18 protein-coding genes, 3 tRNA genes and 1 pseudogene are annotated in these 21615 nt (G+C 62.4%); 7 read left to right on the plus strand and 15 right to left on the minus strand.

Going from position 1 to position 21615, the window contains the following annotated elements; translation table 11 throughout:
* Positions 1-28: 28 nt before the first annotated feature.
* From EY713_RS18450 to EY713_RS18470, 5 genes are all read right to left on the minus strand, one after another.
* Positions 29-865, minus strand: a complete 837-nt coding sequence (locus tag EY713_RS18450) for a tetratricopeptide repeat protein (protein WP_131117816.1) — start codon at positions 863-865, stop codon at positions 29-31.
* Positions 866-1401: 536 nt separating this feature from the next.
* Positions 1402-4113, minus strand: a complete 2712-nt coding sequence (locus tag EY713_RS18455; protein WP_210215283.1) for a valine--tRNA ligase — start codon at positions 4111-4113, stop codon at positions 1402-1404.
* A 12-nt stretch (positions 4114-4125) separates the two neighbouring features.
* Positions 4126-5007 (minus strand): PopZ family protein, encoded by an 882-nt coding sequence (locus EY713_RS18460; RefSeq protein WP_131117822.1) that lies wholly within the window; start codon positions 5005-5007, stop codon positions 4126-4128.
* A gap of 199 nt (positions 5008-5206) precedes the next feature.
* On the minus strand, positions 5207-6637 hold the full coding sequence (locus EY713_RS18465; RefSeq protein WP_131117825.1) for a TolC family outer membrane protein: 1431 nt from the start codon (positions 6635-6637) through the stop codon (positions 5207-5209).
* A gap of 275 nt (positions 6638-6912) precedes the next feature.
* Positions 6913-7626, minus strand: coding sequence for a protein-L-isoaspartate O-methyltransferase family protein (locus EY713_RS18470; protein WP_131117828.1), 714 nt, complete (start codon positions 7624-7626; stop codon positions 6913-6915).
* Between the two features lie 179 nt (positions 7627-7805).
* Here EY713_RS18470 and EY713_RS18475 point away from each other — a divergent pair, with 179 nt between their 5' ends.
* A complete protein-coding gene (locus EY713_RS18475; RefSeq protein WP_131117831.1) occupies positions 7806-8375 on the plus strand; it encodes a DUF4337 family protein in 570 nt (189 codons plus the stop codon).
* A gap of 27 nt (positions 8376-8402) precedes the next feature.
* On the opposite strand, the gene EY713_RS22865 is transcribed toward EY713_RS18475, so the two are convergent.
* A complete protein-coding gene (locus EY713_RS22865) occupies positions 8403-8954 on the minus strand; it encodes a hypothetical protein (protein WP_165491185.1) in 552 nt (183 codons plus the stop codon).
* A gap of 199 nt (positions 8955-9153) precedes the next feature.
* Here EY713_RS22865 and EY713_RS18495 point away from each other — a divergent pair, with 199 nt between their 5' ends.
* Positions 9154-10062, plus strand: coding sequence for an EcsC family protein (locus tag EY713_RS18495; RefSeq protein WP_131117844.1), 909 nt, complete (start codon positions 9154-9156; stop codon positions 10060-10062).
* Positions 10063-10096: 34 nt separating this feature from the next.
* Here the strand turns inward: EY713_RS18495 and EY713_RS18500 are convergent.
* Positions 10097-10170 (minus strand) — tRNA-Cys (locus EY713_RS18500).
* Positions 10171-10355: 185 nt separating this feature from the next.
* On the opposite strand from EY713_RS18500, the gene EY713_RS18505 reads away from it, so the two are divergent.
* From EY713_RS18505 to EY713_RS18520, 4 genes are all read left to right on the plus strand, one after another.
* Positions 10356-10431 (plus strand) — tRNA-Asn (locus EY713_RS18505).
* 143 nt (positions 10432-10574) lie between these two features.
* A complete protein-coding gene (locus EY713_RS18510; protein WP_131117847.1) occupies positions 10575-12056 on the plus strand; it encodes a cryptochrome/photolyase family protein in 1482 nt (493 codons plus the stop codon).
* Between the two features lie 36 nt (positions 12057-12092).
* Positions 12093-12497: an acyl-CoA thioesterase gene (locus EY713_RS18515; RefSeq protein ID WP_131117850.1), complete on the plus strand. Its 405-nt coding sequence runs from the start codon at positions 12093-12095 to the stop codon at positions 12495-12497.
* A gap of 128 nt (positions 12498-12625) precedes the next feature.
* A tRNA-Met gene (locus EY713_RS18520) sits at positions 12626-12702 on the plus strand.
* Positions 12703-12999: 297 nt separating this feature from the next.
* Here the strand turns inward: EY713_RS18520 and EY713_RS18525 are convergent.
* Entirely contained in the window at positions 13000-13362 is a 363-nt protein-coding gene (locus EY713_RS18525) for a hypothetical protein (RefSeq protein ID WP_131117853.1), read from the minus strand.
* A 149-nt stretch (positions 13363-13511) separates the two neighbouring features.
* Positions 13512-14396 carry an NmrA family NAD(P)-binding protein gene (locus EY713_RS18530; RefSeq protein WP_131117856.1) on the minus strand — a complete coding sequence of 295 codons (885 nt, stop codon included), beginning with the start codon at positions 14394-14396 and terminating at the stop codon, positions 13512-13514.
* A gap of 505 nt (positions 14397-14901) precedes the next feature.
* On the opposite strand from EY713_RS18530, the gene EY713_RS22870 reads away from it, so the two are divergent.
* On the plus strand, positions 14902-15456 hold the full coding sequence (locus EY713_RS22870; protein WP_165491186.1) for a helix-turn-helix domain-containing protein: 555 nt from the start codon (positions 14902-14904) through the stop codon (positions 15454-15456).
* A gap of 89 nt (positions 15457-15545) precedes the next feature.
* Here the strand turns inward: EY713_RS22870 and EY713_RS18540 are convergent, their stop codons facing one another.
* The 6 genes and pseudogenes from EY713_RS18540 to EY713_RS18565 all read right to left on the minus strand — a co-directional run bounded on the left by EY713_RS18540 (position 15546) and on the right by EY713_RS18565 (position 21537).
* Positions 15546-17126, minus strand: a complete 1581-nt coding sequence (locus EY713_RS18540) for an amidase (RefSeq protein ID WP_131117862.1) — start codon at positions 17124-17126, stop codon at positions 15546-15548.
* Entirely contained in the window at positions 17123-18124 is a 1002-nt protein-coding gene (locus EY713_RS18545; RefSeq protein ID WP_131117865.1) for an acetamidase/formamidase family protein, read from the minus strand. The genes EY713_RS18540 and EY713_RS18545 overlap by 4 nt, the downstream gene beginning before the upstream one ends.
* Before the next feature lie 26 nt (positions 18125-18150).
* A pseudogene (locus tag EY713_RS18550) lies at positions 18151-18863 on the minus strand (ABC transporter ATP-binding protein).
* Positions 18856-19584, minus strand: coding sequence for an ABC transporter ATP-binding protein (locus EY713_RS18555; RefSeq protein WP_131117867.1), 729 nt, complete (start codon positions 19582-19584; stop codon positions 18856-18858). Before EY713_RS18555 ends, EY713_RS18550 begins: the two are co-directional and overlap by 8 nt.
* Positions 19584-20606, minus strand: a complete 1023-nt coding sequence (locus EY713_RS18560) for a branched-chain amino acid ABC transporter permease (protein WP_131119930.1) — start codon at positions 20604-20606, stop codon at positions 19584-19586. The genes EY713_RS18555 and EY713_RS18560 overlap by 1 nt, the downstream gene beginning before the upstream one ends.
* Positions 20607-20670: 64 nt before the next feature.
* Complete coding sequence (locus EY713_RS18565) at positions 20671-21537, minus strand: ABC transporter permease subunit (protein WP_131117870.1); 867 nt, start codon at positions 21535-21537, stop codon at positions 20671-20673.
* Between the last annotated feature and the right edge of the window lie 78 nt (positions 21538-21615).

A 21615-nucleotide genomic window follows, 5' to 3' on the forward strand; every position in this document is an offset into this window, starting at 1 on the left:
CAAGACGGAGCCCTCAAGCTCCGCTTAGTCAGTTCCGCTTGCGCCGTTCTTCGGCATAGACCATCGCAACCTGTCGGTCATTGTCGGTCGCCGTATCGGCTGCCTTGTTGTAAAGGTCCACGATCCAGCCGTCCTTCGGGTCTTTTGAGTCCAGCGCCGCGTCCCGCGCCAGCGTCAGCCACATCAAACCTTTGGCGCGTTGCTGGGCAAAGCCATCGAACCCGTTGAACAACATGTGGCCCAGCAAGGCTTCAGCTTGATAATGGTTCTTCTCGGCTGCCAGCGACAACCAGCGGGCCGCCTGCCGTATGTCTTTCGGGATGCCATCCGCGCCATCTAAAAACAGCCGCGCGAGATTGTATTGAGCGTCGGCGTTGCCGAACGTCAAAGCCGCATATTGAAACATCTCAAGCGCCCGCTCTGGATTCGGCTTCACGGGCGAGTTTGCGATCCCATTGAGACTATAGACGCCGAGGGCCACAAAGGCGTTGGACACGACCGACATGTCACGACGATTGTCATCATCCTCGTCATAGTTCTGGACGATCTGCGAGAAGTAATCGAAGGCCTTGGCGTCGTCGTGTGGGACGCCATCGCCATCCGCATACATCTTGCCCAGTTTCCACCGCGCGAGCGGATTGCCGTTGGCGGCCGCATATTTGAACGCCTCGACCGAGGATTTCACATCACCAGACCGATACCCGTCGACCCCCACCCGCAAGGCCTGTTGCGGGTTCTTGAAGACTTGCAAGGGACCTTTGTTGGCCGGCGCATAATCATTGCCGTCGAGCGCAGACGCGCTCGTGCCGACGGCGATGAAACATCCGGCCATCAACACAAGGGAGAAGCGGCTAGCGGCAAGCATCGTGACGCACCTCGGCCGTGCGTTCAACACGGATCACAGCGAAAGAGGACGAGCGACGCGTGATGGAAGGAGAAGGGTCCCTCCCGGAGCGGCTCGGCAGTTTCGTCTTGTCGAACACAGGCTCATCCATCGATAAACGCGTCACATGCACCGGCCGAAACCTCACACACCCAAGACGCCACGATCGGTGGCGCAGAAGGGGCGATAGGCCCATTGGAGCAATTCAAGAGACGCTGCGGCGGGCAAGCCAAGCAATTGAAGGCGTTGCCAAAACCCGAGCAGTTGCCCGCTTGTAATTGATCGAAATTAGCGGGAGGTTTATGGCGCAATCGCGGCGCTAATAGAGTTGCAAAACGACCCTATCAAGATGAACAACGGCTGTTGCCCAAAAGCGACGTTTATGCCGTGTTCATGCTGCCCGAGAGTCACATCAAGAGCGCACCGCCCGCAAATTCGAGCACAAGCGACGCTTTTCGCCTATCCAAAATGCGACGGCGAGACGGGCGCGATGCGCTCTCGCATCGCGCCGAAGCGGTTCAAGATTCGCTCAACCGATCGATGGCGTTGCGGAGCTTGTCGGCACGCGCCAGAGCCTCGGCGCGTCGCTCACGGTTTTCTTCGATCACCTCTTCGGGAGCCCGCGCGACGAAATCCGCATTGCCCAGCTTGGCCTCGATCTTGGCCACCTCGGCCTCGATCTTGGCGACGTCCTTGCGGAGCCGGTGACGCTCGGCCGCGATGTCGATCACGGCCCCGAGCGGCATGAGGGCGGTCAATCCAGCAACGACGATCTGCACCGAGCCTTGATCCGCGGCCGCGACGCTCACGATCTCCGACAGGCGAGCCAGCCGCTTTAACGTCTCCTCCCACCGGCCTAGACGGTCTATCGCACTGGCCTCGGCATCGAGCAGATGCAGCGGAATTTGCGCGCCGGCCGGAACGTTCAACTCCGACCGAACCGATCGAATTTCCGAGATCAGGTCGATGATCCAGCCGATTTCGGCCGAGGCCGCATCAGCACCCGCGTCAGGCGTTTGCGTCGGCCATGCGGTGAGAGCCAACAGGGCCGAGCGCGCCGGGCCCTGTTGGCCTTTGATGGCCCAAAGCTCTTCCGTGATGAACGGCATGAACGGGTGGAGCATCGTCAAAATGTGATCGAGCACGAAAGCTGTCGTCGCCCGCGTTTCGGCTTTTGCGTCGCCATCGGGCCCGGTCAGAAGCGGCTTGGCGAGTTCAAGATACCAATCGCAATAGAGGTTCCAGACGAACCGATAGACCACTGCCGCGGCATCGTTGAACCGATAAGCCTCGAGAGCGGTCGTCACGTCGGCGGCGGCTTTGTTGGCCTCGTCGATGATCCAGCGATTGAGCGGCTCGCGCAGCGCCTTGGGGTCAAAACCCGTGACCCGCTCACAACCGTTCATTTCGGCAAAGCGCGCGGCGTTCCACAGCTTGGTCGCAAAATTGCGATAGCCCTCGACCCGCGCGGTCGCCAATTTGATGTCGCGGCCCTGTGCCGCCATCGCCACCAAGGTGAAGCGCAACGCATCCGCACCGAACTGATCGATCAACCGCAGGGGGTCGATGACGTTGCCCTTCGATTTCGACATCTTCGCACCCTTCTCGTCCCGGACGAGCGCGTGCATGTAGACGTCTTTGAAGGGAACCTCGCCGGTGAAATGCAGCCCCATCATCATCATCCGGGCAACCCAGAAGAAGATGATGTCGAATCCGGTCACCAGCGTCGACGTGGGATAATAACGAGCCAGTTCGGGCGTCGACTGCGGCCACCCGAGGGTTGAAAACGGCCACAACGCCGATGAGAACCATGTGTCGAGCACATCCTCATCACGCCGCAGGTCGACCGTCTCGCCATAGACCGAGACGGCCTCGATCTGCGCCTCGGCCTCGGTGGCGGCGACGAAGACATGGTTGTCAGGGCCATACCAAGCCGGAATGCGGTGACCCCACCAGAGTTGCCGCGACACACACCAGGGCTGGATATTGTCCAACCACTCGAAATAGGTTTTTTCCCAAGTCTTCGGCACGAACACCGTCCGGCCGTCCCGCACAGCCTCGAGTGCCGGCGCCGCAAGCGTCTTCGCATCGACATACCATTGATCGGTCAACCACGGCTCGATCACGACATTCGACCGATCACCATGCGGCACGCCATGAACATGCGGCTCGATCGCGACGAGCAGCCCCCGCTCCTCCATCATCGCGACGATCCGCTTCCGCGCCGCAAATCTGTCGAGACCGTGCAACTCCATCACGGCCGACAGATCGGCGGACGCGATGAGATCGAGCAGAAACGCGTCGTTGCGGTCCAGCGTTAAACGAGCTTCCGCATCCAAAATATTGATAAGACGTAACGAATGTCGCTTTCCGACTTCGAAATCGTTGAAGTCATGTGCCGGCGTAATCTTGACCGCGCCGGATCCCTTTTCTGGATCGGCATAGTCATCAGCCACGATCGGAATACGGCGCCCGACGAGCGGCAGGACGGCAAATTGACCGATGAGATCGCGATAGCGCTCATCATCCGGATGGACAGCAACCGCGCTATCGCCCAGCAACGTCTCGGGTCGCGTCGTCGCAACCGTGATGAAACGACCGTCTTGCCCCTCGATGGGATAGTTGAAATGCCACAGGGAGCCGCGGGTCTCGACCGCCAGAACCTCGATATCCGACACGGCCGTCAGAAATTTCGGATCCCAATTGACGAGACGTTTGTCTTTATAGATGAGCCCGTCGCGATAAAGTTTGACGAACACCTGGACGACGGCCTCGCTCAGCCCCTCATCCATCGTGAACCGCGTGCGAGACCAGTCGCAGGAGGCACCAAGACGCTTGAGTTGATCGACGATCTTGCCGCCCGACTCGTCCTTCCAGGCCCACACACGCTCGATGAAGGCCTCGCGTCCTATGGTCCGTCGATTGGGCATCTGCCGCTCGGCAAGCTGGCGTTCGACGACCATCTGGGTCGCTATGCCGGCATGATCCATACCCGGTTGCCACAACACGTCCTTGCCGCGCATCCGCTCGAAGCGGGCCAGCACGTCCTGGAGCGTATGATTGAGCGCATGCCCGATGTGAAGCGACCCCGTCACGTTCGGGGGCGGCATCATGATGCTATAAGGCGCCGCGCCGGCGCGATCTGGTCGGCCTGACGCAAAAGCGTCTGCGGCCTCCCAGGCTTCACGTGTTCGTATTTCGACCGCGGCCGGATCGAAGGTCTTATCCATTATGCTTCTGACTTAGTTGTTCGAGGGACGTCCGCCACGAGCCAATCGTTCGATTTCTTGCCGAACGAGGCGCTCGACGAGCGCAGGAAGATGATCGTCCAACCATGACTTCAGCAAGGGACGCAGCATCTCTCGGGTGAGTTTCTCGATTGTGTCGGAATTCTGCAAAACGACCGATGTCGCGAGAGTTTGGAAGGCTGAACCGACCGTCGCGCCTGCTTCGGGAGAAACCAGGGTCTCAGGCTCGACGGAGGGTGCCCGAGTGCCTTGAAGCGAGGCCATGACATTCTCCTGCTCGCGCTCGGGCTCGACCAGGGCGACGTTGTCGACATCGAGTGCAAAATGGGACGCTGTCGACGCACCAGCGAAAGGTTCGGCAGGCGCTGAGGGGGCCGGCGGCTCGGTCGACGATTCTGGAACGGCGCTTGAATTGAGGTCCGAGGGTTGCGCGTCGACGGTCTCGGTCAAGGCATCCCAATTCGCCGCCAAATCCTCAGGCGTCGACTCGGCTTGCGAACTGAACCGCGGTCGCAGGATCGACGATACGGCCTCGTCGGCGATGCGATCCACCAGGGACGACGTCGTCGCCTCGTCCAACGCCGGAGCGGGCGGCACATTCAGATGTGGCTGCGCGTAGGAGCCTTGCAGGACTGGAGAGACCGCCTCGCCGACGACCGGCTCGTTCGTCGGAAGCGACCTTGCTTCCTGCTCAACGGGCGGAACCGGTCCGGTTTGTTTTCGGAAGGATGCGGACATCGACGCCGCGTTCCTCGACTGATCATCGGCGATGATCCGCCGGATGGAGGCGAGAATATCCTCCATGGAGGGTTCCGCCGAGCGCGGCTCGGCATAAGCGTCGTTTGACTGCGGAAGAGGTGCGTTAACCGCGCTCATGACTTTGACGCTTTCTACGCTGCTCCAACACCCCCGTTGACGGCAAGCATCGGATCACTGGTGGGAATTGTCGACCGCCGCGCCGGCGCTGATCGCTGTAACGAAGAATTAACCCCGCCGTACCGCGGCAACAAGCTCTTGCGGGCCTCAACACTTCCGTCCCACCGTTTTATTTCAGCGAGGCGGCGGCCGTCCGACGTTATTTTCCGTCGGGCGTCCGCATGCCGTACCACTTGTCCTTGACCTGCTCGAAATGCACCACGGGGTTATATTGCTTGACGTTGAGACCCAGCAGGGTCGTCGAGAGGCGACCGATCGTGGCGAGCACGGCGTAAGAGGCGACGACGCGATCGCGCTGCGCGCCGACGAGCGCGACGCGCGAGTTCAACAAGGTCTGCTGCGCGTTGAGCACGTCGAGAGTGGTGCGTTGGCCGACGCGAGCTTCCTCGCGAACACCGTTCAGCGCGATTTCCGATGCGTTGACCGACGCTTGATCCGAGGTCACCGTCGCCTTCGAGGATTCCAGCAGGCCCCAAGCAGAGATGACGGCGGCTCGGACGTTTTCGCGCTGGACGTCGGCCAGCAAACGCGACTGGGTCAGGGTCTCTTTCGCTTGGCGGATCGTCGCGTAATCGGCACCGCCCTCATAGAGCGGAATGCTGACTGACCCCACGACCGCGCCAACGAAGGCATGGCTGCCAGGAACATTGCTGACGTCATATTCCTGCGACAGCGATCCTTGCACGCTGACGGTCGGATAGAGCGCGCCTTCGGCGATCTTCACCTGCAAGGCCGCCGCATCTACTTGATGCAGCGCGGCCTGGACGGATGGATGCTCGACCTGCGAAATATTGATCGCGGTCGCCAACGTCGGCGGCAGTCCGCGCTCGAGCGGACGCGCAGGCTCGAGGCGCGTCGGCTGAACGCCCACAACCTGCCGGAAACTCGCGATTGAATTCTGCAGGTTTGACTGTGCGGTATAGAAGTCGGCGCGAGAGCCAGCGAGACCGGCTTCCGCCTGGGCCACATCGGTTCGTGTCACTTCGCCGACCTTGAACCGATCCTGCGTCTGACGCAGTTGCTCGTCCAAGACCTTGATATTGCTCGATCGCAGATCCAACACCGCAGTGTCACGCAACACGTCCATGTAGGACTGCGCGGCGCTCTGCAAAACGCTCTGCTCGGTGTTCCGCAAGGTCTCGCGAGACCCGAAGACATTCGATTCCGCCTGGCGAATGGAGTTCGGTGTCTTGAAACCATCGAACACGGTCTGCGTGACCGTCAGGCCAACACCTCGGGGAACCGTATCGTTGACGCCGGCAAGCGATGAGTTCGCTCCGCTCGCAAGACCTGCCACACCAGCGTCCGAATGCGTGAAGCCGACGCTTCCGGTTCCGCTCACTTTTGGCAAGTAGCCGGAGTTTGCGAGAGGGACGTTCTCGTCGGTTGCTCGTGTGCCGGCCCGCTGGGCATTCAGTTGTGGGTTGTTGACGTAGGCTTTCGTCAGGAAACTATTGAGCGATTCTGCGCTGGCGGGGGCCGACAGTCCAACGGTGAGGAGCACCGCGGAAAGCGCGACTGTCGTCTCGAACCGGACCGTTCCGGATTGCTTGGATCTCTTGAACAACATGCTCAAACCTTGGCTCACGCGTAAGCATCCAGTCGCACAGGCTTCCGGAGACGATGCGTTTCCGCACACTCCCGGATGGAATTCGATTCCCGCCGACGGCGCTTCGCCGTGAGCTTAAACCATTCGAAACCGGGTGTGCGACTTCTCGGAGAGCAACTGCGGCAAAAATGGAAGCTGCCGCAAAAATACGACACTTGGCTGCCTTAATGGTGGAACCACCGGCCGCGATCGAGCACCGAAACCGACGCCCGGATCTGGCACGCGACGCCGCAGACCTAAAAGTTGAAGCGCGGCGCGTCGCGAAATTCGGGCAAGACCGGAACGGTCGCGTCAAACAGAGCTCTCGCGCTCATTTCGCCGCCGACATTGTCGAACCGGGTCGCCTTACCGGACCGCCGCGTTGCGCCGCTCGACATGGTTTCGATCGTCAGCAACCGGCCTTTTGGGGCGAGTTGAGCGAAGAGAGCGTCAAGATTGCACTCGACTGCACCATCGACCAGAATCAGATCATAAGGCGCACCCTCGGCGTAGCCCTTGGCCAAGGGTCCGGTCACGCATGTCACGTTGGACAAACCCAAAGCCAGAAGATTGGCGGCTGCCGTCCCCGACATAGCGGCATCGGATTCGAGAGCCACGACCGAGGTGGTGAGTTCGGCCAGGATCGCGGCCGCATAGCCGGTCGCGCTTGCGACCAGCAGAACCCGATCGTTGATGTCGATCGTGGCGCCCTGCAGCAGCTTGGCCAGAAACATCGGGGGCAGGAGAACGCGGCTTTCCGCATTGGCCTCGGCCGACTTCAGCGCGATCTGCGCGTCCGAGTAAGCGAGCGATTGAAGATCGGCCGGCAGGAACTTGTCGCGCGGAATGAGGTAGAACGCTTCCAGCACGCGCTGGTCCGTCACATCGAAGGTGCGGACCTGATTATCCACCATGACGCGTCTCAGGTCGTGCGATACGCGCTCCGCCCGTGCGACCTCATCCTGCGCCATGCCGTTCGCCTTCCGCCGTTGAGCTCAATCGTATCGACAGGACCAGAATGGTCGAACCCGTGGTCGCAGCCGACGCGGATGTCTCACAGGGCGCAAAAAAACACAACGGGCCACCTGCCCAACCCAGATCCTATTCGGCATGATCGCGGGGCGTGCCCGTCGGCACCGAAGGATAGGCCATGAGCGATTCGCCGACCGAACATCTCGAGCATGCAGAACACGCCGAGCACGCGGCTCATAGCGGCGACCCCTTCCTGGCAGTCGTCTCGGTCACGATCGCGGTCCTCGCCGTGATCGCTGCAACCATCGGCAGCTTCGAGACGGTCGAAAGCGGCAAGGCGATCACGGACAAAAACGAATCCGTGTTGTTGCAGAACAAGGCGACCGACACCTGGGGCTTCTTCCAGGCTCAGAGCATCAAGAAGAACATGTATGATCTGGCGGCCGCGGCGCAGAGCGACGCCGGGCGGCAGGCCGACTACGTCAAAAAGGCGCGCCAATATGAAAGCGATAGCGGCGAGGTGAAGTCGAAGGCAGAAGGGCTCGAGAAAGAGCGCGATGCCAAGCTCGAGGAGAGCAACACCCACGAGCATCGCCATCACACGCTGACAGCCGCCGTCACGTTTCTCCATGTGTCGATCGCGATTGCCACGATCGCGATCATCATGCGCGGCAAACGCTGGCCCTGGCATGGCGCCATGGCGCTCGGTGCGCTCGGCACGATCCTGGCGATCTACGCCTATCTCTGATCGTGCCGCGGATGTCGCCGGTTGAGGTTATTGACCGGCGGCCTTCAGGCGCGTGTTGCACTGGCTGAGATATTTCGGCCAGGTGATCCCCGGGGTTTGCGCTTTGAGCGCGACCTTGTTGGCCTTCCACTCGGTGCCGCATTGCCGCTCGCGCGCCACGAAAGCCGTGCGGCCTGCCGATTGAGCCTTGACCGGGGTGGCGGCGGGTGCGCTGGCCGTGGTGGTGGCCGGAGCAGCCATCGGCGCGGTCGCGGGAGCCGCAGCGACGGGGGGCACGGTCGGCGCGGGTTTGAGCGGGTTGGCGGCGGCGGCCGTCGGCGGAGCTGCGGGCGTTGCCGCCGCGGGCGTCACCGAAGCGGAGGCAGGCTGGGCTTTGAGCTTGGCCGAACAATCGGCCCGGAACTGGTTCCAGGTCATCCCGCCCAACGTGTTGGCGGCCTTGGCGGCCTGATATTGCTGGCCGCATTGCTGCATGACCGACTGGGCCGAAGCCGGGTCGCTGCCGAAGGCGCTCAATCCCATGATTGCGGCGGCCGCGATCAAGCCCGACAAGGTTTTTGCTGTTGTTGAACGAGCCATGATGTTTCCTCGCGTCGACCCGCGACAGTCGGGCGAACATCGCCCTCAGGTGTCGCTTGCGGCCAGCCCTACCCTGTTAGAAACGGCAGATTTCGTCAATCCGCGACGCTCGCGCGTTGCAGACGCGATATGATGTTTGGCGTGAAGGCTGCCGCACCTCCGGTCGCGCCTTCCATCGTGGGAAAAGGACGCTGATTTCATGGTGACCGATATCGATATTCTACCGCCCGAGACGGATCTGACGAAGTTCGACGAGGCGGATCTCGATGCGCTTCGTAAAGCGGTCGCGACCCTTGAACATTCGAGCCTCGCGGCCCGATTCAGTTCAGTCCTTGGGCGACAGGTCGATCTTGCGGCGCAATTCGTGCCGGAGCCAGTTCTGGCGGTTGCCAACCGCGCCACGATGGCGGCGCTGCGCGTTGCTCTCCGCGCGGCCGTGAAGTCCCTGCCCGCAACAGGCAAGACTACCCCCTCGAACCGGGCCCACATGGCCTATGTGGCCCTATCGGGCGCGGCGGGCGGGACGCTTGGACTGATGTCATTGCCGGTCGAACTTCCGATTTCGACGACGATCATGCTGCGCTCGATCGCCGATATCGCCCGCAGCGAAGGTGAGGATCTGACGCAGCCGGAGGCACGGCTGGCCTGTCTGGAGGTCTTCGCGCTTGGAAGCGGCGGAGAGACTGGGCCGGCTGGCGAGAGCGGCTATCTCGCCATGCGGGCGCTCTTGGCCAAATCCGTCTCCGAGGCGGCACGGTTCATGATTCAACGCGGGGTGGCGGACGAGACCGCTCCCGTCATGGTCAAGCTTCTGACCCAGATCGCAGCCCGATTCGGGATCATCGTCGGCCAGAAGGCGATGGCCCAGGCGGTCCCGGTGCTCGGTGCTCTCACGGGCGCGGCCGTCAATGCAGCCTTCGCGGATCACTTCCAGGCTCTGGCGCAAGCGCATTTCACCGTGCGGCGGCTGGAGCGTCGTTATGGCCAGGAGCCTGTTCAGGATGTTTTCACCCGCATGCGCCAAGCGCTGCGCGACAAGCGAACCGGCGGCAGCGACGCGGGCCGCGCACCATTGCAGGTGTTGAGCGACCTGCGAAAGAAAAGCTGAGGGCGCCTAGGTAAAGGAGGTGCATTGCGCCGATTGGAGGCCTCGCCCGGAATCGAACCGGGGTGCAAGGATTTGCAGTCCTCTGCGTGACCACTCCGCCACGAGGCCTCGTGACGTCAGCGCGAACGCCTCGTCAACATCGTCGCTCTTAAAGCGGTTCGATGCGTTCGGCAAGCCGCTTGCGTCATGCCGCGGCGGGTAAGCTGACCATCGATGCCCGCCCACAAGGATGATGCTTTGAAAGCAAAAAAGCCTTTGCATTCCGGCCCAGGGTTGTTATGCAGCCCCGACGTTCCCCGATAGCTCAGCTGGTAGAGCATTCGACTGTTAATCGAATTGTCGCAGGTTCGAGCCCTGCTCGGGGAGCCAATAAGGCTTCACTCTCGCTCGAAACAGATCCTTCGCTGATTGATGCTGCGATGGATACTCCAAGCGAAGCCGCCCTTTCCTTTCCCCGCATGCGCCCCATAAGTCGGGAAGAGCCGTGCACGGCGCGGTGAAATGGGATCGGTATGGCCAAGAACACAAGCACCACGCTGACGCTGATGTGGTTTCGAGACGATCTTCGTATCAGCGACAACCCTGCGTTTCATGAAGCGGCGACTCGAGGCTGCGTGCTGCCGATCTATTTGTGGGACGAGCGATCGGATGGGCTGCGCGCGCTTGGCGGCGCATCGCGGTGGTGGCTGCATTATTCGCTCGCGAGCCTCGCGGAGCGGCTAACATCGGTCGGTTGCCCTCTTCACATCGTGAGGGGCGCGGCGGCTGAGGTTATTCCGGCGATCGCGGCCGCAAGTGGGGCCGTGGCTTGCGTCTGGAATCGACGCTATGGGCAAGCCGAGCGCGCCGTCGACACAGCCGTGACGACCCGCCTTCAAGGCATGAATATCGAGACCAAGACGTTCAACGGCACGTTGCTGCATGAGCCGGGCGAGGTCACGCCCAAGGCCGGAGGCTCATTCAAGGTCTATACGCCTTTCCTGCGCGCGTCTCTGGCGCTTGGCCCTCCCGGCCACCCCCTTGCCGCGCCGAAGACCATCACGGCGCATGACGGGCCGCTCGAGCTTCCGGGCAAGACGAGCCTCGAGGGCCTTGGCCTGTTGCCGACCGCGCCGGACTGGTCCGCCGGCTTACGCGACACGTGGCAACCCGGGGAGCCGCAGGCCCAAAAGCTGCTGCATGGATTTCTCGAAGGTGGGCTGCGGCGCTATGGGGAAGACCGCAATCGCCCGGCCCTGCCCGCCTCGTCGCGCCTGTCACCCCATCTTCGTTTCGGCGAAATATCACCGCGTCAGATCGTGACTTTGGCCCGCCACGCTGGAGCGGACGGAACCGCCAGCGGAGAGCAAGTGGAGAAATTCGTCTCGGAGGTCATCTGGCGAGATTTTGCCTATCTGCTGCTGACGAGCCATCCCGATCTCGCGGACAAGCCCTTCAATGCGGCCTTCGAGAAGTTTCCCTATGCGAAGGCGTCGCCGACACATCTGCGCGCTTGGCAGACGGGACAGACTGGCTATCCGATCGTCGACGCTGGAATGCGGCAATTGTGGAAGACCGGTGTGATGCACAACCGGGTTCGGATGATCACGGCCTCGTTCCTGGTCAAACATCTGTTGCTCGATTGGCGGCTCGGCGAACAGTGGTTTTGGGATACGCTGTGCGATGCCGATCCGGCCAGCAACCCGTTCAACTGGCAGTGGGTGGCGGGGTCCGGCGCCGATGCGGCACCCTATTTCCGCATCTTCAATCCGACGTTGCAGGGCGAGAAGTTCGATCCGGACGGCGATTATGTCCGCAGTTTCGTCCCGGAACTGACGCGATTGCCGGCCCGATGGATCCACACGCCCTGGGCCGCGCCGCGGGATGTTCTGGCTGCAGCCGGCATCACGTTGGGCAAAACCTATCCGCAGCCGATCGTCGACCATGACGCGGCCCGTTTGCGAGCGCTCGCGGCTCTCGCCGACATGCGTCAAGCGGAGCAAGCGGAAGCGTGACCTTGAAGACGGAGCGGGAGCGTTTATGCTTCCCCGATGTCCGATCCTTTGCTTCCCCTTCACCAGCCCCATGTCCGCGTCATCGCCATGCCGGCCGATACGAACCCGGCCGGGGATATTTTCGGCGGATGGCTGATGGCCCAAATGGATCTCGCGGCCGGAAATGCGGCGGCGCGCCGCGCGCGAGGTCGTTGCGCCACCGTGGCGGTGGATCGGATGACCTTTCATCGTCCCGTGCTGGTCGGCGACGAGGTTAGTTTTTACGCCGAGGTGGAATCGGTCGGTCGCACGTCGATGACGATCCACGTACAGGCCTGGCGTCGCAGCCGCGATTCGGAGGAGACCGGCCTCGTCACGCAGGCCACGTTTACCTTCGTGGCCATCGACGCCGAGCGACGGCCACGGACTGTCCCGGGGCTCGAGCCCACCGTCATGGTCTAGCGCCGCATCCCGAGGACGCGACTAAACGGCGATTGCGGAGCATTCGTGTCCCGCGTCTCAATGGACTGTTGACACTCCGCCGCGACCCTCATTATATCCGCCGTGCTTTGGGCCTTTGGCCCAGACGCGGCGGGGTAGCTCAGCTGGTTAGAGCAGCGGAATCATAATCCGCGTGTCGGGGGTTCGAGTCCCTCCTCCGCTACCATTCATCCTTTGAAGCGACTCCAAGAGCCCGGTTCTCTGGTTTGATCGTCGGGCTTAAAGGTCTCGCAGCGCCCGGGACGTGACGTCCAGCCGACCGCCTTCAACCTCTCGGCTTGCTCACGCTTTCGCTGAGCGTCATGGCAGCAAGAGGTGGCTCGGCACCCATGAGACGTAGGCGCGGGCGACGCACCCATCGTCTCGTCCTCGTCTGGCACACCTGCATTGGGTTTAACGGCGGCACCGGGAGCTGCCGCTGTGAGTCACAGGAATTGGCTGCCGAGCCGGCGTCTCCGCGCCGCTACTTCGCGGGTTCGGCCAGCAGCAGGCCGAGCGGCCAGAGGGGCCCGACCGGAATGATCTCGAAGACCATCATATCGGCCCGGCCCAAGGGAAGGTCTTCCAGCAGCTTATGGGCCTCGGCCGGGTCGGTGACGTTCATCAGGAAGACGGCGCCGGACCCGTCGGACTTCGCGAACCACTGATCGATCTTGCCGGCTAACATCAGACGCAACGTGTCCCGCGCCTCGTCGGGCATGATGGCGGGCCGTTTTTCCGGGGTCGCCTTGGCGGTCCACGTCCCGATCGCCAGAATACGGGTCGTCAGCGCCTTCGCGGCGGCCATCTCGGTTGCGCCCGTGCTGGATCGTGCATTGTCGGCCATGATGAGAAGCTCCTTTACTGGTTGATTGGGGGTCGAGCAGGCTGCGCCTGGTGGCGACGCGGCACGAAGGCCGGCGGTTCCCGCCCAGACAGGGTCGAGGGTCGTCAGCATCAGAGCGCCAGAGAGAAACGAGCGACGAGTCACCATTGTCAGGCGACTGTACCGTTGAGGACGTCCGCGTGAGCACGTGCGAATTCCCCGACCGTCATGGATCGGCGTCCTGTCAGTGCCTCGACGTTGTTGTCCGACCCCGACATGATGCCATGCTGGTAATCGACCATCGCTCCGCTGAGATGTTGGATGATATAGGCCGGGACATTCATCTGTTCGAGAGAGGCGCAGTATTCATCCACCGGTAGGTCTTGAAAGATGATCTTGCGACCAAGCGCCTCGGTTAATTCCAGCGCCATCTGTTCGTGGTTCATCTCGACCGGGCCGGAGATCGGAATGGTCTGGCCAATCTGTTTATCGGGGTTCGCCAGTAAGGCTGCGATGACGCGTCCCTGGTCGTCCGCGGCGATGGGAGAATGACGCCCCTTGCCGACCGGGATGCGAAGGATCCCTTTCTGCAAGAAAGGCAGTTGCCACGGGTACAGCAGCCACTCGAGGAAAAACGTCGGCCGCAGATGGACGACGCGAAGGCCGGACCAATTGAAGACCTGTTCGGCGATATAGCTATCGCGGCAGGAGTTGCTGGTGGAGTTGCGGTTTGCCGACCGTTGCGAAAGATTGATTACAGTCGCGACGCCGGCTTCCTTCGCGGCCTGGATGAAATTGACGGTGGCGTTGATCAGACCTGCCTGCACCGGCCACACGAAATAGGCGGCCTCGGCGCCCTCCATCGCGGCGCGGATGGTGTCGATGTCGAGAAGATCGCCGAACGCGATTTCGGCGCCGAGCGACTCAAGAGCGTCCGATCGGGCATCCTTACGGTGCACCATCGCCCGGACGACGAGCCCGAGCGCGAGGGCCTCGCGCACGGCTGCGCGACCCGTGTCGCCGGTCGCCCCCGTGATCAACACCATTTTGCTCATGCCACATCACCCGTTTTTGAACGTGGACCGTCGCTGTTAGGGCGCCGCTTCGGTCAGACGCTGATCCTCCCGCCGAACATATCGATCGCCTCGAAGCTGTCTTTCTGCGAAGGCGCGGGATATTATACGAGCGTCTCACCGAAGGGGTTGATCCGTGGCCGACGCACCATCGCGAGACCTCATCGGGCCGAATGACAGAGGGGAGTTCCGACGTTTCTGGCCCCGTCGGAGCCGTGACATCCTCAGCGGGGGCGAACTCCTGCTCGAAAATCACTTCGCGACCGGACGAAGCGAGTTTGAAGCGCCAGGAATGACGCATCACATGCTCATCATCCCGCTCAGGGCAAAGACACGCATGCGCTTCGGGTGGGCAGATGCGAAATTCGAGGGATTGTTTCGAACGGGAGACCAAATCCTGCTTCCGGCGAAAGAGCCGAGTCATTGCTTCTTCGATCGCATCGAAGACGCGTTAGTGGTCCATTTTCGACAGGAATATCTGAATCGTTTGCTCGAGAGCGAATGGGGCGTGGATTCGTCGAATTTAGCGATCGGGTGCGATCTCTGGTTCCAGAACACCTCCTTGCTGTCGATCGGCCGCATGATGCGCGACATCCTGAGCCTGGAGGAGCCGGGGCATCGATTGTTGCTGGAATCGCTCGGCACTGCCGCAGGAATGCTCTTGCTCGACGCCAGCCGCTCGGTCGAGGCGCGTCGTCCATCGGTCAGGCACCACGCCGGATTATCCGCGCTCCCGCGTGTCTTGGACTACATGCATTCCCATCTGGCCGATAACATCGGCCTTGCTGAACTTGCCACGCTCGCCGGTTGCAGCCTCCAGCACTTCAAGCGTGGCTTCAAGGCATCGACCGGTCAGCCGCCTCACCGCTTCCTGATGGATCTCCGCATTAAGCGAGCGCAGGCGCTGCTTGCCGAGAATGACCTGCCGCTCGCCCAGATTGCGCTGGAATGCGGCTTCTCGAGTCAGTCGCATTTTACCGTCGCGTTTCAACGCCAGACCGGGTGTTCGCCTGCTCGCTGGCGGCGAACGACGGTCGGTTGAGCGGCCGTCGGATAGGCAAACCACACGCTCATTCTGCCGCGCGTTGCAAAGCCTGATCGTCACCGCGTCGCAGCAGCCGACGCTGTGTTTCAGGACGGGTCGCGTGCCTTGCCGGCGGATTGAAGGACCGGGGGCCTGCGGTGGCGCGTTGCCTGTTCATACGCATAGGCGAAAGCAAGAAGATCGACCTCGCTCCATTGCGGCCCGACCACGATCAGGTTGAACGGCGCTCCTGACTGATAAAAGCCAGCCGGAACCGTGACGCCGGGCAGCCCCGCGATGTTGATTTCGCTGACCGTGGTTTCGTGGATGATATCGCCTGCATCGATGCCAGCGAGCGCGCTCCGCATTTGTGGAAACACCAAAGCATCGAGCTCGTTTTCGTCAAAGACGCGCGTAAAAATGTCGAGATGCGCTTCGCGCAACGCAATAAAATCAGCCATATCGGGCGGGCGTGTCGGGTCGGCCAGACAGGCGTCAAAGCCCGGCACGTGCGTCATGTAGGTGAGGACGCCGGAGGGTCCGAAGGCATCTTCCGCGGCGGTTGCGGCCGCAAAATCCGCGAAGGTCGGAAGAGCGGCGCCCGGCCCAAGGCGCGCAAGGTAGCGGCCAAGATCGTAAGGCACCGATTCGAGGCCACGCGCGTCGAATTCCTGCCCCGGCACGGTGGGTGTTCGCAGCGCCGCGAAACCGGAACCGTGGAACGGATCATCGACCAGGATCGCACCCGCGGCCCGCAGTTCCTCCTGCACCCGCGCGTAAAGCGACGCGGCTTCGTCCGACAAAGGCATGTCGCGCCAGCCCGGACCATAGGTGCCGATCCGTTTATGCTTCAACGCATCGACGTGGAGCCGCGACGTATAGCCCCCCTTGGGCCGCCGACCGACACCCGCAATGGTCTTCGGATCCTCCATCGTAAAGCCCGCCAGCACATCAAGCGTCAGGGCGGCATCCCACACGCAGCGAGCAATCGGGCCAACGACGTCGCGCAGGCTCGACAAGGGCATCACACCCGCGTTGGGGACCAGCGCGAAAGTCGGCTTGATCCCGACCAACCCTTGGGCCGATGCCGGGTTCTGGATCGACCCACCGGTCTCTTCGGCAAGGCCGAGCACCGCCATACTGGCCGCGACCGCCGTCGCCGTGCCGGCGCTGCTACCGCCGGGGAGCAACGCGACATCGGCGGCATTGTAGGTGGGGCCTGCCCAACTGTCATTGGCATGGCTCCCGGTGGCGCTCAGGACCGGAATGTTGGTCTTCCCCAGGATCACGGCTCCGGCGGCGCGCATGCGCGCCACGACGGGCGCGTCGGTCTCCGGCATCAGATCGATCCCTCCGGCCTTGCTGGAGAGCAGCCGCCAGCCTCCCGTGGTTGGGAAGCCCTTCATGTCCATCGCGTCCTTGACCACCACGGGGACGCCATCGAGCGGGCCGAGCGCTGCGCCCGCCTTCCGTCGATCGTCCGACGCGCGTGCATCGGTCAGTGCGTCGGGATTCATGAAGATGATGGCGTTATAGGGTGGGTTGTAGAGCGCGATCCGGTCGAGAAACGCCTGCGTCAGGCTTTCGGACGTAAAGGACCCCTGCGCGAAGCCCGTCTGAACCTGCTCGACCGTCATCTCGACAAGATCGATCGCGCCTGTTTCGTCCGTCATCGTGACCGCGCTCATGACTGATGTGCCTTGACGATGGCCTTCGAAATCGAGGCCGCGAGCGTGTATTTGGGATCGACCATATTGCCGAGCCGGACCTTGCCGCACATCGTCAACAGCAGATAGGCGTCGATTTCGTCGAAGCCGAATTCGGTCGCCATCCAGCGGATCAATTCACGATAGGCGATGCGTGAGGCATCTTCCATCGGTCGGGCCGAGCCGATCGTCATATAGAACTCGGATGTTTCGAGGCGCGGCCAAGCGAGGGTCCAACCCTTGATGAGATCGACCTGAACCGTGGTCGTGGTCGGATGTTCGAGCGCGACGCCGCATAACTCGCCATCGCCCTGGATGGCGTGGCAATCACCGAGATAGAGCAGGCCGCCCGGCGCGTGGACCGGCAGATAGATCACCGCATCCGGCCCGACATCCGGCAAATCCATATTGCCTCCATAATAGTCGGGAACGAGGGACGAGATCGCCTCGATCTCGGGCGATGTCCCGATCGTGCCGATGAAGGGCTGGTAGGGCAGCGTGATCTTGTCGCTCCATTTCACGCCCCCCTCGACCGTCACCTCGATTTTCTTGACATACTCGGGCAGCGGTTTGTTGAGCAGCGCCGTGACGCCGGTCCCGACCAGCCCGCCAAATTCGGGAATCAGGCAGGTGGTGCCGACCGGCTGCGGGCCACGCGGCACGATCGACTTGATATAAACCGCGAGGCAGTCGCCCTTTTCGGCGCCATTGACGAAAATCGGTCCGTTCTGCGGGTTGAGGAACGGAAAGTTCAGTTTTTCGCTCGGCTTGTCGGTCTCGCGCTTGATCGCGCCCTCGAAGGCATCATGGGTCTCGCAGGCGATCACCGCGCCCGGATCAACGGTCAGCACCGGCTTGGGGAACGGCCCATAGACGTAATGATACTTGCCCTGCTCAGCCTCGGTGATCGTGAACTCACGACCCGGCTTGCCCTTGGCAACGGCGGTACGCGCCATGATAGACTCGTCGAACCAGGACATCGTTGCGTCTCCTCTTTCGCTTTTGCTCAAACCGATAGATGCCGACGCACGACATCACGGTCGTCCAGCATCGCGGGGGTGAGTTCGGTAATGATGCGCCCTTGTCCATGACGTAGCAACGCTGCGCCATGGCTCGGATCATGTCGATATTCTGCTCGACCAGCACGACGGTCAGACCCGTCTTGCGGTTCAGGTCGACGACGATGCGGGCGATGTCCTGCACGATCGAGGGTTGAATGCCCTCCGACGGTTCATCGAGCAGCAGAAGCGCCGGGCCGCCGACCAGCACACGGGCGATCGCGAGTTGCTGCTGCTGGCCGCCCGATAACGTGCCGGCCGCCTGCCGCCGCCGCTCCTTCAGAATCGGAAAATAGCCGTAGACCGCATCGAAGTCCGCGATCGCGACCCCGCTGATGCTCAGCCCAACGGTCAGGTTTTCCTCTACGCTGAGCCGCGGAAACACATCCCTGCCCTGCGGCACATAACCAAGACCGAGGCGCGCCCGCGCATGCGGCGTCGTGCCCACAAGGTCATGGCCCTTAAAGCGCAGCGTGGCGGCGCTGGCAGGCAGCAACCCGATGATGGCTTTCATGAGCGTCGATTTGCCGACGCCGTTGCGGCCGATCACGGCGGTGATCTCGCCCTCGCGGATGTCGAGATCGACGCCTTGAAGCACCGGCTTACCGCCGTAGCCGCCGCGCAATCCTTGAATCGAAAGAAGGGCGGTGGGCTCAACCATGACGCACCCCATGACCCTGGCCGAGGTAGATTTCGGCGACGCGGTCATTCGCCATGATGTCGTCGATCGAGCCCTGCGCGAAGATATGGCCGAAGTGGAGAACCGTGACCCGGCTGGCGACCTGCCGCACGAAGTCCATGTCGTGCTCGACGACCAGCACCGTCATGCCCTCGGCCCTCAGGGCCCGGACCATCTCGCCTGTCGCGCGCGTTTCCTCCGGCGACATACCGGCGGTCGGTTCATCGAGCAGCAGAAGCTCTGGCTTAAGGCTCGTGGCCATCCCGATCTCGAGCCACTGCTTCTGGCCATGGCTGAGATTGCCAGCCAATTGCGCGGCCTCGGCCGCCAGATTGAGAAAGTCGAGTTGCTGGCGGATTTCACCGCGCAGGCTGTGGCCTTCGAGGTGATGCTGCAAAGCGATCTCCAGGTTTTGGCTGACGCTGAGCGCGCCAAAAATGCCAGGGACTTGGAACTTGACACTGATGCCGCGCCGGATCCGGTCATGCGGCTGCAGCGCCGTGATGTCGCGTCCATCGTAGAACACCTGCCCGCTGCTCGGCGCATATTCGCCGAGGATCAGGCGGAAGAGCGTGCTCTTCCCTGCCCCGTTCGGCCCGATCAGACAGTGGAGTTCGCCCGGCTCCAAAGCGAGATTCACGTCGGCCGTCACCTGCAGGCCGCCGAAATGCTTGTTGAGCTTCCGGGTTTCGAGCAGCGGCATCAGGCATTCTCCCCGGCGCGGCGGCGCAGCAGTTTGCCTGGTAGCAGCGCTAAGGCCGCGACGAGGCCCTCGGGCGCGAGCAAGACGGTCAGCACGAGCAGCAAGCCCATGACCACCAAGGCATATTGGCTACCATAGACCGTCAGGGCCTGAAATCCGCCGATCAGGACGATGGTGCCGAGGAGCGTCGTCGTGAGATCGCTGCGGCCACCGACCGCAACCCAAACGATCGGCAGAGCGGCCGCCGTGATCCCCATGCTGGACGGCGTGATATACTGGCCCCAACTCGTGTAAAGCACGCCGCTCAGACCCGCGAGCGCGCTACCGATCACGAAAGCGCCGAGCTGATACTTGCGGACGTCATAGCCGAGCATCGTGGCACGCAGCGGATTCTCGCGGATCGCCACCAAGACATTGCCGAAGGAGGAGTTCACCAGGATGCGGAGCGCCAGATAGGTGACGACCAGCAAGCCCAGCACCACGTAATAAAGCGGAATGTCCGGCGTCAATGCGATCGGATCGTCGCTGCCGGGCCACGGGATCGTCAAGGGCGGCATGCCGCTCATGCCGTTGAACCCGTTCAGGCGGGCAGCGCCGATATGCCATTCCGGCCCTGCGGTCTGCGCCATGAAGCGTTCGAGCACCAGCGTGACCGCGAGCGTGACGATGCCGAGAAACACGCCGTTGATGCGCCCGAAGAACAAGAAATAGCCCAGCACCGCCGCGACCAGGGCCGAGATCGCCACAGCGCCAAGCAGGGCCCACAGTGTCAGTCCGAAGTCCGAACCGAAATCGACCGTGATGACCCCATAGGCATAGCCTGCGATACCGAAGAAGGCCGTCTGCCCGAAGCTCAGCGCGCCGCCATAACCCCAGATGAGGCAGAGCCCGAGCGCCATGAAGGCCCAATTGAAGAAATAGACCGTGTTGCCGACCGTGTAGGAATCGGTCAGCAGCGGATAGATGACGGCGGCCGCGAGAACCGCTACGGCGCCGAGCCAGAACCAGGGGCCGCGGCCCATGGTCTGCGGACCTTCGAGGCGGGTCGCGATCCGCAGGATGAGGGGGCGTCGTACCGTCACGGCGTCAGGCCCTTTCACGAAGAATAAGCCCGGATATGCCGCGCGGCAGAATCCGGATCACGATGATGACCGCGACCAAAAGGCCGATCTGGCCGGCGAGCTGCCCCTCCCAGCTCGTTATGGCGGCGCGGATGAAGCCAAGCATCACCCCGGCCGGGGCCGTACCGAGAAACACATCGCCGCCGCCGGTCACGACGGTGACGAAAGCTTCCGTGATGAACTGGCTCCCCATGGTCGGAACGAGCGTCATGGTCGGCGCATAGAGCCCGCCGGTCGCACCCGCGAGCGCCGCCCCGATGCCGAACGTGAGGCTATAGATCAGCCGTGTGTTGACGCCGAGGGCCTCGGCCATATGCGGCACCTGGATGGTGGCGCGCGCCAGCACGCCGAAACGCGTGAAGGTGAAAAGCAGGTAGAGCGCCAGCAGGATGGCGGCAGCCGTTCCCATCAGAACGAAGCGGTAGACCGAATAGGAGAGATCGCCGATCTGCACGCTGCCGAGCGGCGTCGAAATATCGGACAGGCTCGGGCCGAGCAGGATGAGCGTGCCTTGCGAGGCGATGAGGCTGACGCCCCAGGTCGCCACGATGGTGTCGAGCGGGCGACGATAGAGATGCCGGATGACCAGCCGCTCGAGCACAATCCCGATCAACCCGGCCACCAGCGCTCCGCAGCCGATGGCAAGCGGCAACGGCACGCCGAGCTTGGCGACCGACACGGTCGTGTAAGCACCGGCCATGATGAACTCGCCATGAGCGAGGTTGATAACGCCCATCATGCCGAAGATGATCGCAAGGCCGCTCGCGGCCAGGATCAGAAAGGCGGCCGCGTCACCGAACTGGTACAAAAACCCAACCACTGCATCGACCATCGCAAAATCCCGCGCGAATGAAGACATCGGGCAGGCCGCAGCCCGTCCGATCGATCGTCCCTGTCGGCGACGACGCAG

It is taken from the genome of Lichenihabitans psoromatis (assembly GCF_004323635.1).
GTDB classification, from domain to species: domain Bacteria; phylum Pseudomonadota; class Alphaproteobacteria; order Rhizobiales; family Beijerinckiaceae; genus Lichenihabitans; species Lichenihabitans psoromatis.